Here is a 15,277-nt window from a genome sequence, read left to right as displayed (position 1 = left end):
GTTTGACAGGATCGACTCAAGGGACCAAGGGGCAGAAATCGGGTGAATGCTTGGGCTCCTCGGTCAGACGCGGCGGCGGCGCGAAAGCATGAGCAGGCACGCGCCTGCTCCGAGCAGCGCGACCGACGGCTCGGGAACGGTCACCGTTCCGGCGAGACTTACACCCGAGGAAGCGACGGCTGCTCCCGTGGCTTCATTGAATTGGGGAACCACTGCATCGACCGGTGGCCCCGTCTTCAGGCGGACCGCGCCGGTGTTCTGGAACGTGAAGAAAATCTGTGAGGAATCAGCGGTCCAGTTGAGCGCCGAATCGAAGTTGACGTAGAACTCATCCACTCCGGTGTTAGCGGAAGCAAAGGTGACGTCGATGGTTCCAAGGAGCGAATCATCGCTGGTTCCAAGAGCATTGGTTCCATCCCAGGTGTTGTCGGCGCCAGCACTGTAAAACGAGAAGGTGAAAGTCCCGTTCTGGGTATTGTTGGTGTCATCCGTTTCCAGCGAATTGGCCCAGATCGGAAGCGCAAGGCCGGTGATTGATACGGTATCCCCGCCCGACCAGGAACCGGAACCGTCCACCAACCATCCGAAACTGAGATTCCCTCCATCGAATCGGATGTCGCCTCCTCCCGTGGTCGCATGATCCTGAAACACCACTGAACCACTTCCCCCGTTCGAGGTCAGCAACTGACTGGATGCTCCCTTCGTGTATCCGGAGGCAAAGGTGGCTGCGAGCAGGTGAGGAACGGAGATTATTAGTACGGCACACGCCGTAAGGGTGGTATTCATGGGATTTCGTCTTACAGGGGGTTGATTCATGGGCGTTCGGCGAGTGTCTTGATCTGCGTCTCCGTGAGAATCCCGGCGGTGACGACGACCTCGTCGATCTCACAGACAAACGGTTTCGTCCCTTCCTGCTCCGGGCGATCCGCAGGCGGACGGTTTCCGAAAGTCAGGGGCCGGGACTCCGGGTGATCGGTAATGATTTCGAATGAATCGAGCGGTGCCACTTCTCCTTCGTCCGCCACCCGCGGATGCAGCGGTTCCAGCTCCCCATCGACGTAGCATTTGACCGTCGGCCACTGATCTCCCTCCGGGCTGTCGACAATGAAGGCCACGTGGTGCCAATCCCCGGTATCCAGCCGCTGGGTCGTTTGCAGCCAACGCCGACCAGAGACAAGTCGAAGGTTGGCGCGACTGTCACCGCTGTAAATCACCCGGAGATACGACATCTTCCGGCTGCCTGAGAACAAACCCCAATCGAGAATCGAGCCCCCGTCGGAATCCTCCGGAAAACGAACCCAGAACGAGATGGTGCGCGGAACAGCCCCTCCAATCCCCGGCCAGGTGGTCTCAAGAAACTGGGTTCGATCACCAAGCCTCAATCCCCGCCCACTCACACCGCGGATTGACTCCGGGTTCTCGGGGCGCTCCGGACGATTCAGAATACGGACGCTCTCCTGCTGCACGATGGGGCCGTCCGCTTCAAACCGGGAATCCCCGGTCGGCTCGAAGGAGAAACGGATTGCCGGAAGTGAAGGAGGGAGACTCCTGAGAAATCCGCTCTCCAGGCACGAAATCGGGCGCAGGGTTCCAGCCCCACCGACCGCCACCGCTTCGCCCTTGGACAGTTCCGCGGACTCACGCCGCCCGGAACGCGCCGTCGCCCTCACCCGGCCATCAAAGACGTGGACCTGGGGTTGGTGCTCCGCGCGATCATCCACTCCGAAGGCAGTGCCGAGATCAACAATTTCCAGATCGCTCGTGGAAACCTGGAAACCTTCCGCCCCCTCCGCGATCTCGAAGAACGCGCGACCATCACTCAGGTGGGCATGGGCCGGCCCATGAAGCGTGATCCGTGCAGGAGCCTCGGCCAGACAGCGGCTACCGTCGGCCAGAGTGACCTCCGCGACGCCCTGTGAAACCACAAGCGTCTCACCGTAATCGAGCGCTCCATCCTGCTCGCCCTTGCCAGCCGCCTGAATGGAATACGCAGTCCCCGGCGTGGTTTCGATGGTGGCGACGGGCTCCGCGGGAGGAACCATGATCCGGTGAAGAACCAAAGCCGTGGTGAGCGCGATTGCCGCCGCCACGGCAAGGGACAGCCCGAAGGCCCTGCGCTTCTGCTTCGCTGCAAGGATCTCCGCATAGTGATCATCCGTAACCAACGGACTCCTCATCGAGGCACTCATGAGGCTGTGATGGCAGAGCAGATCAAGAGCTTCAGGATCGGACGCCAACCTGTGCTCGAATGCCTGCTGAACTTCCGGGCTCAGAGTCCCTTCCAGATAGTCGCAAATCTTGTTCTCGATGGAATCTCTGGGGCTCATGGTTGCAGGGGACGTTTGGAAAATTTCGATACGCACCGACGCAGGGTGATACGCAAGCGGTGAAGAGTGACCTTGAGCCCTTGTTCGGAGCGGTCGAAGCGCTCGGAACACTCCCGTAGGCTGAGACCTCGTGAGTAACGCTCGAACACCAGCTGCCGGTGCGACTCCGAGAGCTGCCCGAGGCAGTGGCGGAGCGAATCCGGCATCGAGTCGATCTGCGAATCCGGCAGTGAGGCCATGCGTTCGGCGACGAGCGACGCGAGCTCATCATTGAATACCAACCAACCCTGCCGCCTCGACTCCCTCAAGAACGCCAACGCTTCCCACCGGGCGATGGCGAAAGCCCAGGCCTTGAAGTTGGTTCCCAACTCGAACTGCTGCCGCTTGCGCCAAAGGACCAGATTCGTGCGTTGAAGGATGTCTTCCGCATCAGCAACCCTCGGCACCAGAGCCACCAGGAAGGCTAGAATCGACTTCTGGTTCCGGGTCATCAGGGCCACGAACTCGCCATCGTCGGGGGACGATGCGGGGCCTTGATCCGGACTCGAGGGGACGGCAAACATGTTTACTTCAGATGATAACGGTCCATCTGAAGCGCGAGGTTAGCAAATATTTGTATTTTCCCCTCCATCCCGATCAGACGCTCGGGCGGACGGCGTCCTCCCCCTGCTCGACAGCTTGCCCGGACCCGGGAATACGAGGTGCCTACTCCCTACAAAAAAGCACCAGCCCCTTCCGGGACTGGTGCTCTGAAAAATCGGCCTGATCGATCGAGCAGACCAGAAATCCTATCGCAGGCAGAAATTACCAGCCGGTGTCGCGCTTGCCGCCACCGCGGCGATCGCGTCCACCACGGCCTCCGCCGCCACCACCGTAGCCGCCGCCTCCGCCGCCACCACCGCCGTAGCCACCACCGCCGCCGCGGCGATCACCACCGCCGCCTCCGCCGCCGTAGCCACCACCACCTCCGCCACCTCCGCCGCTGCGGGGTTCACGAGGTTCAGCAGGGTTCACGCGAAGTGAGCGACCTCCAAGATCGGCGCCATCCAGCGCTTCCGCAGCTTCGGCAACCTTTGAGGAATCCGCCAAGGTCACGAAGGCAAAGCCTCGTGGTCGGCCGGTTTCACGGTCAGTGATCAATTTCACACGCTCAACGGGTCCAAAGGCGGCGAATGCTTCTGCTACTTCTTCTTCGGTAGCGCTGTAGGGCAGATTGCCCACGTAGATGTCCATTATTCAATCAGTCTATCAAGGCGCCGTGCGAGATAACGCCCATCGACCCGGCACGGCACAACCGGGAGCGAAAGCGAACCAATCCAACGGACAGGCTGTATCCTCGCTACATGGCCTCATTCGATCCGGCAAGCGCATAAACGTGACGCCCTCCGCACATCATGCGGTCCGGACGCGCTGGAGCCACCCTTACCAGATCACTTTCGCGCCCAGGATCGCGTTCAGTCCGGGCTCGTTCTGGCCGGAGCCATGGTTCCGGTAATCCTGATCCGTAAGGTTCTCGAGACCACAACTGAGCTCAAGGTGCTCGCTCGCCTGCCAACCTGCATACAGCATGCAGGTGACATATCCGGGTGTCCCACCGGTCGGAATCCGCTGGGTATCGCCCCGGTCCGATGCGGAAAGCCGATTGGCCTCGGCGGCCGCCAGCACGCGGCCTTCCACCCACAGCTTGCCGGATCCGTGCGTCCAGCGCAGGGCAAGCGACCCAGTGAGGGGCAACAGCCGGGACATCGGCTCGGAGACCGCAGGTCCACCGACGAAGGCTGAGGTCTCCTGACGGCCGTCCTGCCACGCAGCGAAGCCGCTCAGCAGCCAGCCCGGAGCCAACTGCCAGAACCCTTCCGCTTCGACTCCATAGACATATCCATCCCGGGCATTCGTCGCCACGCTCGTGTTTGATCCGGCGGTCACCGGCACCGAGGTGATCGATCCGTCGACATCCGTGTAGAAGACGGCGAGGTTCGCGCTGAAATCGCCCGCCGAATACCGCGTCCCGAGCTCGTAGGTGACGAACTCCTCGGGGTCCACATCCACGGCCCCCTGGCTGGCCGTGCCCGAGCGCGCCGTCACATTTCCGGAGAGGTCATTCAGATTCGGAGCCCGGAATGCCTGCGATGCCCCTCCATAAATGCTCCAGCAATCATTCACCGACCACAAGGCCCGCAGCGAACCACTGAAGTTGTTCCAGTCCCGGGACAACCCGAAGGCGTCCATGCCGGCAGCGGGATCATAGAATCGTCCCAGTTCCGCGCGGGCATGGGTGAAACGTCCACCCGCCGTCAGTTCAAGCGCCTCCAAAGGGCTCCACACATACTGGGCATAGGCCCCGAAAAGATCGTAACTCGAGTCATCCGCGACCGGCCGGAAGGACGGGTCATACGCCAGCCCCGCGCCGCGATCGCGAAACCCGGATGAATCCACCATGTCGTGGTAGTAGTCGAAACCATAAACCAAACGGCCGTCGCCAAGCGGCGACTCGAAGCCCAGATCCACCCCGATCGTGTCGATCTCCGCGATCTGATACCGCCGGTCCACCCGGCCGGCCCGGGACCGGTCCTGCGTTTCGGTGTCATTTCCGGTTTGATACGAAAGCGTGGCCGTCCAGCGACTCAGCCAGGCAAGGTCCGTCGGCTCTCCCTCAAAGCGCAAATACGTCAGTGTCCGCTCCTGGTCGTAGATTCTCGAGAGATACTGCCCCGGTGCCGCCACGTGCCCCGAATGCTGCCAGCCGGGGTTGTACACCGTCGAATGCCAGCGCCACACATCGTCCTGATTCACCCGCTGGTGGAGGAAGGTCATCGTGGTCTCCTTGCTCAAGGCCACCCCGACCTTCAGGTCCAGATCCAGTTCCGGGTAGCCCGTGTTCCGCATCAGGCCCACCGCCGAATCCCGGATGTCGCCGAAATCCTTCCCCGTCACCCCAAGCATCACTCCATAGCGCCCACCGACTCCGAAGCCCGATTCCAGCCTGCCGATGTGCGAACCCTCGCCATTACTACGATATTCATAGTATGCTGAACCATGGAGGAACGACTCCCCCTCGACCTGGTCGCGGAACCCGGATCCCACGGTGAAGGCATTCAGCGTGCCACCCACCGCATCCGAACCGTACAGCACCGACCCCTGACTCTTGATCAGTTCCATCCGCTCGATCGAATGGGAGTCCACCGTATTCCAGTACTGCACCGGCCCACCGCGGGTCAGCGAGTTGTTGATCCGCACCCCGTCGACCATCAGAAGGTTCTGACGGCCCGTGAATCCACGGATGAATGGAGAGCCATGCCCATGGGCCGTCTTCTGCACCAGCACTCCCGGCGTGAACTGGAGGGCTTCCGGCACCGTCCGCCGCTTCGTATCATCCAAAAAGCCGCGATCCAGCACCTCGATCGAGTAGGGCACCTCCGCGGTCGGTTCCGTCAGCCCCCTTGCCGTCACCGTGAGCGGATCCAGCATGTCCTGCGCACTGACGACCGCTAAGCCCGTTACCGTCATTCCCACAGCCCGGGCTGCCACCATCCTTCGACACATTTCGTGGACTGTAACGCAGACCACACCCGATTCTTAGCGGAAAAATCCACGACAACGCGCTCGTCGGACCCCGCCACCGGGTTTCTCCTCCGCGGGGTGGTCGACCATCGGGAATGACGATCGATGAACCCCCTTTCCCGCCGAAAACCTCTCCACCGCCCCACGCATGACCCCATCCCCGCTCAGGGCACGAGGAGTCGCCCCGAGGCGACGCCGGCCTGCGCTTCGGGGATGGCATTGCGCTTGAGATCTCCGAGCACCTTCACCTCCTGCTGCGTGATCGGATAGGGCCCGGCGAACTCGATCCTCTCCTGCCCCCTCCAACTCCGCGCGGCATACGCCGTCTTCCGCTCCAGATAGTAGAGAATCATGTAGTGACGGTCGTCACTGTGAGTCTCCGCGACGAAGTCCGGGTTTCCCCGTTTGCCGAGGAATTCCGTCAGGTCGCGGTGCTTCGCCGACTCCTGCTTCAGGCGTTGGTAGCCGAGAGTCGGCGGTTGGCTGCGCACCAGCATGATGCGATCATTCGCCGCCCGTTCGGCCCATCCGGACCCTCCACAGGACACCAAGGCAAGGCAGCAGGCGAGGATGGAGAGGACTTTCATGATCGGGTGTTCACGGATGTCTTACGATCCACTTCGATCCGCTTCATCATCCGCCCCACATTGGGTCGGTTCGCCTCGGATTCGATGAAAAACGCCGTCTCAAGGGGAACGAGGAACTCCACCGCCGAATTCACACCAACAAGGAGGCCCCGGCTATCAACAACCGCCCCACCGCTATCGCCGGGCTCGAGGGGGATGTCATGCTTGAAGCGCTGGTTCCCGCTCATCCCGGTCTCAGGTCGGATCGGGGAAAGCAAACGACCCGACGGACTGCTGAATCCGGTGGCGATCCCGGCGTGCATCACCGGCGAACCCTGCGGCAGCCAGGCGTCGGTCGGCGACCATTGGTAGTAGTCCGGCGTGGCGATCGGGGCGTGGATCAAAGCCACATCATCCGCCGCCGAACGCCAGATGATTCGGGCTGGGGTAGCACGCAGACGACCCTCCCGCCGGACAATCACGAAGACCTTCCTCCCTTTCGCCTGCGCCAGCACGTGATCCGCGGTCAGGAAATACCCGTCGGCCGTGATCGGGATGGCAGAACCGCCGTCGGCGTCCTTCGGGGCATCTTTCCGGCTGAATCGATTCCCCAACCACTGGTCCACATCACCACGCTCGGAAACCACGATCGCGGCAAAGCGCTTGGCTGCCATCCGGTAGATCTCGCGCGATGGCTTCGCGACTCCAGACACCGGGGGTGGAGGCGAGACACAACTTGTCACGACACAAGCCACCCACAGCATCACTAGAAAGGTCCATCCTCGTCGCATCCGGCAAGAGACTATGCAGAGCAAGGCCTCCGGCTCACGCGATTTCTTCGTCGGACCCCAAACAGGCAGCCAGCGCCGCACGGTCCGCCGGCGGCATGACCCGCTCGCTCAACTCATCCACAGGGTGCCACGCCTCGCCCTGTCCCGCTTCCACACCCTCCGCCCCTTCATACACCTTCAGCGTCACCCGATAGCGCGTGATGCCGTACTTCCGCTCATGCACCAGCGGCCAGTCCTTCTCGATTTCCCGCTCCGGCAACCGCCACATTCCGACCCGCCGACCCTCTTCCTGCTGCCGGAGAAGCACCTTCCCCTCCCGCAGCACGAACACCACCGACTCGTCCACCTCCGTCATCTTCACCCGCTTCCCCTTGATCGGGAGCAGCTCAGGTTCGGAGCACCGACAGAATGCGGAGACCGGGCAGCCCAGGCAATCGGGCACCCCGGGGCGGCAATAGCTCTGCCCCAGCTCCATCAGCGCCGAGTTGTGCACCCTCGGGTTCGACTCATCGAGCAATTCACCCGCCCAGCCCCACAGCGTCTTCTGCGCCCCCGAGCCGTCGATCTTCTCGGACAAGTCCATCAAGCGGGACAGCACCCGCGCCACGTTGCCATCCACGATCGGAGCCGGACGGTCGAAGGCAAAGGACATCACCGCACCCGCCGTGTAGCGCCCGACCCCGGGCAAGGCGAGAATGTCATCGAGGGTATCCGGAAAGCACCCGCCATGGTCATTCTCAATCGCCCTCGCAGCCTCCCTCAGCATGCGCGCCCGCCGGTAGTATCCCAATCCTTCCCAAGCCTTCAGCAGCGGTTCATCCTCCGCCGCCGCCAGTGTGCGCGTATCGGGAAAAACCTCGAGGAAGCGCGTGTAAAACCCCCGCCCGAGCACGGTGGCGATCTGCGTTTGCTGCAGCATCACCTCGGACACGAGAATCTCATAAGGATCGGTCGTGCGCCGCCATGGGTAATCCTTCCCTTCCCTGCCAAACCAAGCCGCCAGGGCCGACCGGAACCCGGGGACATCATGCAGGGCATGGTGCTTCGCTCGTGGCTTCAGCCCTCCTCGATTTCGATCTCCGCGGCTCATCAGTCTAGCGCCACCACCCGGACAAATCCACGCCCACCTGACGGCAGATCCACCTCGACGACTCCGGTGCTCCCCGCAGGCACCACCAGCCCTCCACCCGCGAGAGGCGCAGGGATCCAGCCATCAAGATCCACACTCGTCTCGATCCTGACGGGCAGGCGACTCCCCGCAGCCGGGAGAGTCAGGCTTGCGCTGGCATCCGATAGGTTCAGATCGAGCGGGACCTCGGTCGTCCCTGGATCACACCCGAGCGCATAAATCACGGCGGAGGTCCCACCGACATCCTGCCAACCCGGCGAACCCCCACCATCCACACGCCACTGACGCAGCCCAGCGGAAGGCACCTCTACCTCGGAGGATGCGACAAACCCTCCGATGGTCACCACCGTCAGGGAAGTTGCACCAAGCCACACCACCACAGGTTCGCCACCCGCGACATTCTCATACCGGATCTCCAAAGTCTCGGTAAGCACCGATCCGGCACCTTCGACGGCTTCGCTTGTGATCCGATTCGAGCCCTCGAAAGGCCGAACTTCCGGCTCGAGCGAGTAGTCCCGTGTCGCATCGAACAAGGTCACCCAGTCATTGAAAAACAGCGCTCGATACTCCGTGCGCAGAGTGCCGGAGGTGAAACCCTGCGTGTGATCCGCATTGTCGAGCAATCCAGTCTCCGAAACTGCGGCTCCCGGCGTCAGCGTCATCAACGGACCTTGCAGGTTCATTGTTGTGAATCGCAACTCTTCGACTTTCGGAAGCTGATTCGGAGAATACACCGTTTCACTCTCCGAGTAGAAAACCGACCCATCGACGAATTCCAAGGTCTCCGGCCTGGCATCGAGCGGGTTCAGCCCGATTTCCACCTCGATCAGCCCACTGACCGCGCTGTCTGTATAGGCCTGCCCCCCACCCGTATAATAATAGATCTCACTGCCCCCTCCGGCCTCGATCTGCAGGGTCACCGGCAAAGACTCTGCCGCCAAGGGCAGGGTCAGCATCGACAGCAACCGGGCACATACGTTCACGAGGTGGTTCGGTAAACCCAAGGCACAGCATCGGCAAGGATTCTCACCCGGTTCATCCACTGACCCCGCGGGGAATCGGAAGGAAGATGTACAAGATATGAACACGAAGGACTCACGAATCGTGAAGTCCCAACAAGTCACCGAAGCCCAGCGAATCCGATTGCCTCATCCCCCGATTCTTGCAGAGAAAAAGGAAAGCATGCCACCCTTCGAAGATGAGTTCCCCGAGACGCGATGGACGCTGATCCGCCGGGCCCGGGTGGAATCGCCAGCGCTCGAAGAGTGGTGCCGGGGCTATTGGCGTCCCGTGCGGGCCTACGTGCGGGCGACCGGCCACAACGAGGAAGAATCCGATGAAATCACCCAGGAATTCTTCCACCGCATGCTGGAACGCGGAGCCGACCATAGCCTGCCGGAGGCGCTCAATGGAGCATTCCGCGCCTACCTGAAGCGCTCCATCCGGAACTTCCTTACCGACCGTTGGCGGAGCATGAATCGCCAGCGACGTGGTGGAGGTGCCTCTCATCTTCCACTGGAGGACGAGTTGACCTCGGACCGCCGCGCAGGCCCGGATCAGGCATTCGCGCAGGCCTGGTGCCTGACGGTCATGCAACGGGCCAGCGAGGCGCTCGCACGGGAAATGGAGGAATGTGGCAAAGGGGACTTCCATCGCCTCGCCGCCCCCCTGCTCGATGGCTCCCACCCCCAAGGCGACCGCAAGGAGCTCGCCAAGGCACTTGGAATGAAGGAAGGCGCTTTTCGAGTCGCCCTGCATCGGTTCCGACAGCGCTTCCGGCAGCTGATGGAAGAGGAACTCAGCCAGACCGTCTCGACCCAGGACGAATTGGCGGAGGAAGTTCGTTATCTTTTATCGGTTTGGTCGTGATGTAGTCGATGCCCTCCCGCTGTCCAACCTGCCAGACGGAAATCCCTGCCGAGTCTCCTCTCGGTCTGTGCCCGCGCTGCTGCATGCTGAGCCTGGCATTCACCGAATCCGAACCCACCGACCTCCCCGGTATCGAGGTCGGAGAACGCCTCGGAGGCGGTGCCTTCGGCGACGTTTACGAAGCGATCGAGCTGGATGCCGGACTCCGCCGGGTCGCGGTCAAGTTCCTCCACCCCGACCTCGCCGCCGGGGAGAGTCTCGCCCGCTTCGAAGAGGAATCCCGCATCCTTGCCCTGCTCACCCACGCCCACGTTGCCCGTTTGCTCCGCGCCGGACGAAGCGCCACGGGACGACCCTACTACCTCATGGAGCTTGTCGAGGGGGAGCACTTCCAGACATGGGCCCGATCCGCCACCGCGGATGAACGCCTCACCGTCCTCATCCAGATCGCGGATGCCCTTACCGCCGCACACCACGCCGGCATCGTCCACCGCGACCTGAAACCTGGCAACATCCTCGTCGAGCGCGGGCCCGAAGGCCCCCATGCCCGCGTCATTGACTTCGGGATCGCAAGGGCCCTCGAAGGTCCGGCGACGGTCGGTCGCGAACTCACCCAGCGAATCCAGCGGCTGGGCACCCCGCTCTACATGAGCCCGGAACAGGTTGCGGGTGACCCACTCGCAGACATGCGCTCGGACATCTTCACCTTCGGCCTGCTGATCCATGAGGCAGCCCTCGGCCGACCGGCCCTCGAGGGCACCATCCGCCCCGGTGACGGCTGGGATACCCAGTTGCAAGCGATCCGCAGCCATGTCTTCCCTCCGCTACCGCAGGCGGAACTCGGATGGATCGCCCTGAAGTGCTGTGCCATCGACCCCGATGAGCGCTACCAAAGCGCCAATGAACTGCACGGCGACCTGATCGCACTGCGCGATGGAGGAACCGTCACCGCCGGCAACAAATACTGGGTATATCGTACTAAAAAGCTGGCCCACCAGCACCGCTTCGCTGTCGCAATCGCATGCTGCGTCCTGCTCGCCATCACGGCAATCGGCGTGGCCGGATGGTGGACCTCGATGCGCGATCGTCAGGCACTCGAAGCCGTGCTTGCCGCTGAAAACGAAGCCCGCGGGTCGGGCTCCGACCGTGCCTTGCTCGCCTCCTTCCGTGCGATGGATCGAGGCCGCCACGCTGAAGCCCGGGATCACATCAAGAGCGCGCTCGAGCTGAACCCGGAGAACGCCGAAGCCCGGTACGCCGGTCGTTTCCTCGCCAACACCGTGACCTTCCCCGAGGCCATGGCCGAAGTCTCACTACCCGGGACCGTTGAAGCCGCCGTGCCCGATGCGGACGGGGCCTTCCACCTCCGGTATGCCGATGGCTCGATGTCGAAACTTGCGCCCGACGGCTCGCTGACACCCACAGAGGAAGTCGCACAGCCAGCCGCTCCAAGCGACACCACCGAGATCAAGGTGGTGGTCCAACCCGAGGGCCTGGTGACCTTTACCGACACCGCGGCCGGTGCTCCCGCCATGGCTCCACTCGTGTTTGGATCCGGCCTCGAGAAGGCGATCTACCACCCCCTGTCCAAGCGGATTCTGGTCCTCTCCAGCCATCGACCGGCCGTCCTATGGGACGTCTCCGCCATGGCTCGCGGCTACGAAGCAGCCATGCTCCCCGAACCGGCGATCTGGCTCTCGTTCGAAAGGGAAACCACCGACCTCTGGATTCTGGACACGACCGGCCGGTCACGGGAATGGCGCGCCAACGCCTCCCGCCCGGGACACGCGGTCAAACTGGGAGCCCTCACCGGCCCTGCCGACATGTGGAGCATCGGCGAGTGCCACACACGCGGCTTGCCGGATGCCACCACCAGTCTGCTGGGCTTCACCCATGCGGCAGTCTGGCACCTCAGTAGCAAAGCCAAGATCACCTGCCTCGCCAGTGCCCGGTGGAACGATTCCAACATGATGGGAGGAGAGACGGCGGACTCCGCCCCACGAATTGGGTTCCAGGCACCAGGAAAGCCCGTGCAGAAGATCGAGGGTCACCAAGGCATACCAAGCCTGCTTGCACTGAGCGCCGACGGCCGCCTCGGCGTCTCCCTCAATCGCGACAACCAACTGCAATTGATCCGGACGGATGGGCCCGAGGTCATCCATACCCTCCTCCTCGACCGGAAAGCCACATCCCTGAGCATGCTCGATCAGGGTGAGGAAATCGCCGTCGCCCATGACGACGGCACCATCTCGATCCTCGAAGTGCCGGAGCTCACCTACCGCCACCAGCATGTGCCCCTGCTCGCCGCCCCGGGAGAAGCCACGGGCGTGCAGGTTCGCGCGGTGCCGGATCGGCGGGAGATCCTGATTCGGGCGGATCAAGATGTCGCCCTGCACCGCTTCGACGTCCGAACCCTTCAGCCCGCCGGGCGACCACTGCGACATCTGCACGGAGTCTCCTGGTTCTGTGTCGATGGCGCTTTCCTGTTCTCAATCGATCAGGGGCCCGGGACCAACGGCACCGTCCGGGTCTGGTCACTGCGTACTGACCGGGAAATCGTCCCCGGCCTCAAGCACCCCTCGCCGATCGAGTGGGTCACCATTCTCGATCAAGGGAACCGCATCGCAACTGCGGCCAGAGACCGTACTGTCCGCCGGTGGGTTCTTTCGGAGAGCGGGAGCAAGTGATCGAATTTTCCCGGTAACGCCGCAGCAGGAATGCCGTGAGGAGGATGAAATGACACGTCTCCTTCCCTTCCTGCTCTTCCTCGGATTGGCTCATGCCGACATTACCGTGCCCGGTGGGCATCGCCTGGAAATCGATTTCACGCTGCCATCCGGAGCTGACCCGGCCACCAATGGCATCAGCCTTTCCGGCACGGCGGGGGCTACTTCCACGGGAACCTTCGACGTCAAGGCAGAGATCTTCGACGGCACCCAGCCCCTTGGGCCGACCACCACCATTCCCAGACTGCCTACGCGCTGGGTGCTCCAGTCCAATGCCCATCGGCAGCCCCACTATCCCCTGACCTCGGTGGCACCCATCATCGACGGGACCGTCAACGGCACGCTGACCATTGAGAATCTCAGCACCGATCCCGATGACTTCTTCCAGTTCAACGGCACCGTGATCCTCACATCCGCGGTCTTTTCGGAGTTCGGGGGATTCAACATCAACGGACAGTTCAACATCACGCGACTCGAAGTGGTCGAGGTGGGAGCGCCACCAGAACCACTCAAGATCACCCATTTCGAGCGCGTGGCGAACGCGGTCAACCTGACCTGGGTTTCAGAAACCGGTGTCTCCTACCGAGTCGAACGATCCGTCAATCTGAACCAGTGGCTGCCCGTTGCCACGGAGACCGCCACCTCAGAACTGACCGCAAGGTCTTACGCCGAAACCACTCCCCCAAACGGCGCTGCCTTCTTCCGCGTCGTGGAGCTCCCCTGATTACCCTCTCCCCCACAGCCAGCAGCTGCCGCCCGAGACTCGCAGGTCTCCCTGGATCCAGCCTCTCGCCGTGCACCTGCTGGCTGTCCCCTCTCCTCACCCCCCCGTTCCTTCACACCATCATGTCCTTCACGCGCCTCTGCCTTCTTCTGATCGCCAGCTGCCTGATCGGTCAAGCGGACTTGGTTTACAACAACTACACTTCCACCTCCGGTGGGGGAAACGCGGTCAACGCCTTCGCCTCGGACACATCCGGCACCATCTCCGCCATCAGGTTCACTCTGCTGCAGGACTCCGTCATCGAGTCCATCGACTTCTCCGGCATGTATAGCAGTCAATACACCATCCCCCGCCCGGGAACCGATTCGTTCACCATTGCCTTCTTCGAGGACGACGGCAGCACCGACGCCTCCGACCCGGACAAGCCGATTCCCGGGCCTCTGATCGGCGATGCTCAGCCGCTTCAGATTACCACTGAAGCGACCGACAGAGGCGACACCATCGTCTTCGGACTGCCAACATTTGACTACGCCGGCACCCTGCCGAACCCGGTGACGCTCGGAGCGGGGACCTACTGGATCTCCATCGCGAACGACTACAGTGGGGGCAACCACTGGGCCATTGCCTACGCCTTCTCCGGGAGCAACCTCCGGCTGGACATTGCAGTGACCACCGCTCCCCAGACATCCGGATACTCCGGGATCCCCACCAATGACCCGATCCGCCCCTTCTTCTCGCTCTCCGGAACCCCAGCCCCACCCGATGTCAGCGTCAGTGATGACACCCCGACCCACCTGCCCTCGGGATCCCTGATCCATCTCGGGAAGGTTCTCAATGGCACCACCACAAGCCGCACTTTCACCCTGACCAACCACGAAGACGAAGTGCTCACCGTCGTGGACTTCAATCAGCAAAGCAATAGCCCCGGCACCTTTACTCTCGACGGTCTCGCCCCACCCCTCGCTCTCCACCCAGGGACATCGACCACCTTCTCCGTGAGCTTCAAACCCTCGACGGAAGGAGTCGCCTACGCCACCCGCGCCTTTCTTGAGTTCGACGGGTACCCAGGAGCCCAGTTCGATCTCAACTTCAACGGAGAGGGAGTCGACTCGACCGACAGCTTCGCCTACCACGTCTGCGTCATCGGTGGCTACAACGGAACCGACGCCCTCCCTGAAGCCGACCCGGATGGCGATGGCCTGCCGAACCTGACGAGCTACGCGCTTGGTCTGGCCTACGGAAGCGGAACGCGCGATGACAACAACCTCGTCCGGACCCTAACCTACAACGGCACCACGACGCTCGTGGGACAGGGAGCCTTCGGGACCGGACTCTGCTACCTTCCAGAGCCCCAGCCTGAGGACGTGGTCTACATCCTCGAGGAATCCTCAACGTTGATACCTGGTGACTGGACCGAGATCGCACGGAGGCAGCAGAACACCCCATGGGTCGGAAATGGCGCCAGCCAGATCACAACTGAAGTGCAGGCCGATGCCACACGGAAGTGCACCATCGTCTTCGGATCATCCCAAGCCAGCCATCCGACCCGATTCATGCGGCTGCGGTTCGAGCTCATTCCCTGAG

General features: G+C 62.4%; 13 protein-coding genes. 4 read left to right on the top strand and 9 right to left on the bottom strand.

The genetic code is table 11. The features are described from left to right. Positions 1-63: 63 nt before the first annotated feature. The 9 genes from JIN81_RS09350 to JIN81_RS09310 form a co-directional block, all read right to left on the bottom strand. On the bottom strand, positions 64-786 hold the full coding sequence (locus JIN81_RS09350) for a hypothetical protein (RefSeq protein ID WP_200278677.1): 723 nt from the start codon (positions 784-786) through the stop codon (positions 64-66). 26 nt (positions 787-812) lie between these two features. Further along, entirely contained in the window at positions 813-2,327 is a 1,515-nt protein-coding gene (locus JIN81_RS09345; RefSeq protein WP_200278676.1) for a LamG-like jellyroll fold domain-containing protein, read from the bottom strand. Then, on the bottom strand, positions 2,324-2,890 hold the full coding sequence (locus tag JIN81_RS09340; protein ID WP_200278675.1) for a sigma-70 family RNA polymerase sigma factor: 567 nt from the start codon (positions 2,888-2,890) through the stop codon (positions 2,324-2,326). Before JIN81_RS09340 ends, JIN81_RS09345 begins: the two co-directional genes overlap by 4 nt. Before the next feature lie 241 nt (positions 2,891-3,131). Next, positions 3,132-3,560, bottom strand: a complete 429-nt coding sequence (locus JIN81_RS09335; RefSeq protein WP_200278674.1) for an RNA recognition motif domain-containing protein — start codon at positions 3,558-3,560, stop codon at positions 3,132-3,134. Positions 3,561-3,749: 189 nt separating this feature from the next. Beyond that, the gene (locus tag JIN81_RS09330; RefSeq protein WP_200278673.1) at positions 3,750-5,795 is read right to left on the bottom strand and encodes a TonB-dependent receptor; all 2,046 of its coding nucleotides are present in this window, start codon (positions 5,793-5,795) and stop codon (positions 3,750-3,752) included. A gap of 257 nt (positions 5,796-6,052) precedes the next feature. Further along, complete coding sequence (locus JIN81_RS09325) at positions 6,053-6,475, bottom strand: hypothetical protein (protein WP_200278672.1); 423 nt, start codon at positions 6,473-6,475, stop codon at positions 6,053-6,055. After that, entirely contained in the window at positions 6,472-7,167 is a 696-nt protein-coding gene (locus tag JIN81_RS09320) for a S1 family peptidase (RefSeq protein ID WP_200278671.1), read from the bottom strand. The genes JIN81_RS09325 and JIN81_RS09320 overlap by 4 nt, the downstream gene beginning before the upstream one ends. Before the next feature lie 112 nt (positions 7,168-7,279). Continuing rightward, a complete protein-coding gene (locus JIN81_RS09315; protein WP_200278670.1) occupies positions 7,280-8,335 on the bottom strand; it encodes an A/G-specific adenine glycosylase in 1,056 nt (351 codons plus the stop codon). Beyond that, positions 8,335-9,357 carry a hypothetical protein gene (locus JIN81_RS09310; protein ID WP_200278669.1) on the bottom strand — a complete coding sequence of 341 codons (1,023 nt, stop codon included), beginning with the start codon at positions 9,355-9,357 and terminating at the stop codon, positions 8,335-8,337. Before JIN81_RS09310 ends, JIN81_RS09315 begins: the two co-directional genes overlap by 1 nt. Before the next feature lie 121 nt (positions 9,358-9,478). Between JIN81_RS09310 and JIN81_RS09305 the strand changes: the two genes are divergently transcribed. The 4 genes from JIN81_RS09305 to JIN81_RS09290 all read left to right on the top strand — a co-directional run bounded on the left by JIN81_RS09305 (position 9,479) and on the right by JIN81_RS09290 (position 15,276). Beyond that, positions 9,479-10,243, top strand: coding sequence for an RNA polymerase sigma factor (locus JIN81_RS09305; RefSeq protein ID WP_200278668.1), 765 nt, complete (start codon positions 9,479-9,481; stop codon positions 10,241-10,243). A gap of 8 nt (positions 10,244-10,251) precedes the next feature. Then, positions 10,252-12,930 carry a serine/threonine-protein kinase gene (locus JIN81_RS09300; protein WP_200278667.1) on the top strand — a complete coding sequence of 893 codons (2,679 nt, stop codon included), beginning with the start codon at positions 10,252-10,254 and terminating at the stop codon, positions 12,928-12,930. A 49-nt stretch (positions 12,931-12,979) separates the two neighbouring features. Then, positions 12,980-13,693 (top strand): hypothetical protein, encoded by a 714-nt coding sequence (locus JIN81_RS09295; protein WP_200278666.1) that lies wholly within the window; start codon positions 12,980-12,982, stop codon positions 13,691-13,693. Between the two features lie 122 nt (positions 13,694-13,815). Then, entirely contained in the window at positions 13,816-15,276 is a 1,461-nt protein-coding gene (locus JIN81_RS09290) for a choice-of-anchor D domain-containing protein (protein WP_200278665.1), read from the top strand. Position 15,277 lies beyond the last annotated feature (1 nt).

It is taken from the genome of Haloferula rosea (assembly GCF_016595525.1).
In the GTDB taxonomy this organism is placed as follows: domain Bacteria; phylum Verrucomicrobiota; class Verrucomicrobiia; order Verrucomicrobiales; family Akkermansiaceae; genus Haloferula; species Haloferula rosea.
This window is presented reverse-complemented; position numbering and strand designations above follow the sequence as displayed.

Coding starts and splice junctions, on each gene's coding strand:
- JIN81_RS09350 (WP_200278677.1), bottom strand. CDS start 786: ATGAATACCACCCTTACGGCGTGTGCCGTACTAATAATCTCCGTTCCT.
- JIN81_RS09345 (WP_200278676.1), bottom strand. CDS start 2,327: ATGAGCCCCAGAGATTCCATCGAGAACAAGATTTGCGACTATCTGGAA.
- JIN81_RS09340 (WP_200278675.1), bottom strand. CDS start 2,890: ATGTTTGCCGTCCCCTCGAGTCCGGATCAAGGCCCCGCATCGTCCCCC.
- JIN81_RS09335 (WP_200278674.1), bottom strand. CDS start 3,560: ATGGACATCTACGTGGGCAATCTGCCCTACAGCGCTACCGAAGAAGAA.
- JIN81_RS09330 (WP_200278673.1), bottom strand. CDS start 5,795: ATGCTGGATCCGCTCACGGTGACGGCAAGGGGGCTGACGGAACCGACC.
- JIN81_RS09325 (WP_200278672.1), bottom strand. CDS start 6,475: ATGAAAGTCCTCTCCATCCTCGCCTGCTGCCTTGCCTTGGTGTCCTGT.
- JIN81_RS09315 (WP_200278670.1), bottom strand. CDS start 8,335: ATGAGCCGCGGAGATCGAAATCGAGGAGGGCTGAAGCCACGAGCGAAG.
- JIN81_RS09300 (WP_200278667.1), top strand. CDS start 10,252: ATGCCCTCCCGCTGTCCAACCTGCCAGACGGAAATCCCTGCCGAGTCT.
- JIN81_RS09295 (WP_200278666.1), top strand. CDS start 12,980: ATGACACGTCTCCTTCCCTTCCTGCTCTTCCTCGGATTGGCTCATGCC.
- JIN81_RS09290 (WP_200278665.1), top strand. CDS start 13,816: ATGTCCTTCACGCGCCTCTGCCTTCTTCTGATCGCCAGCTGCCTGATC.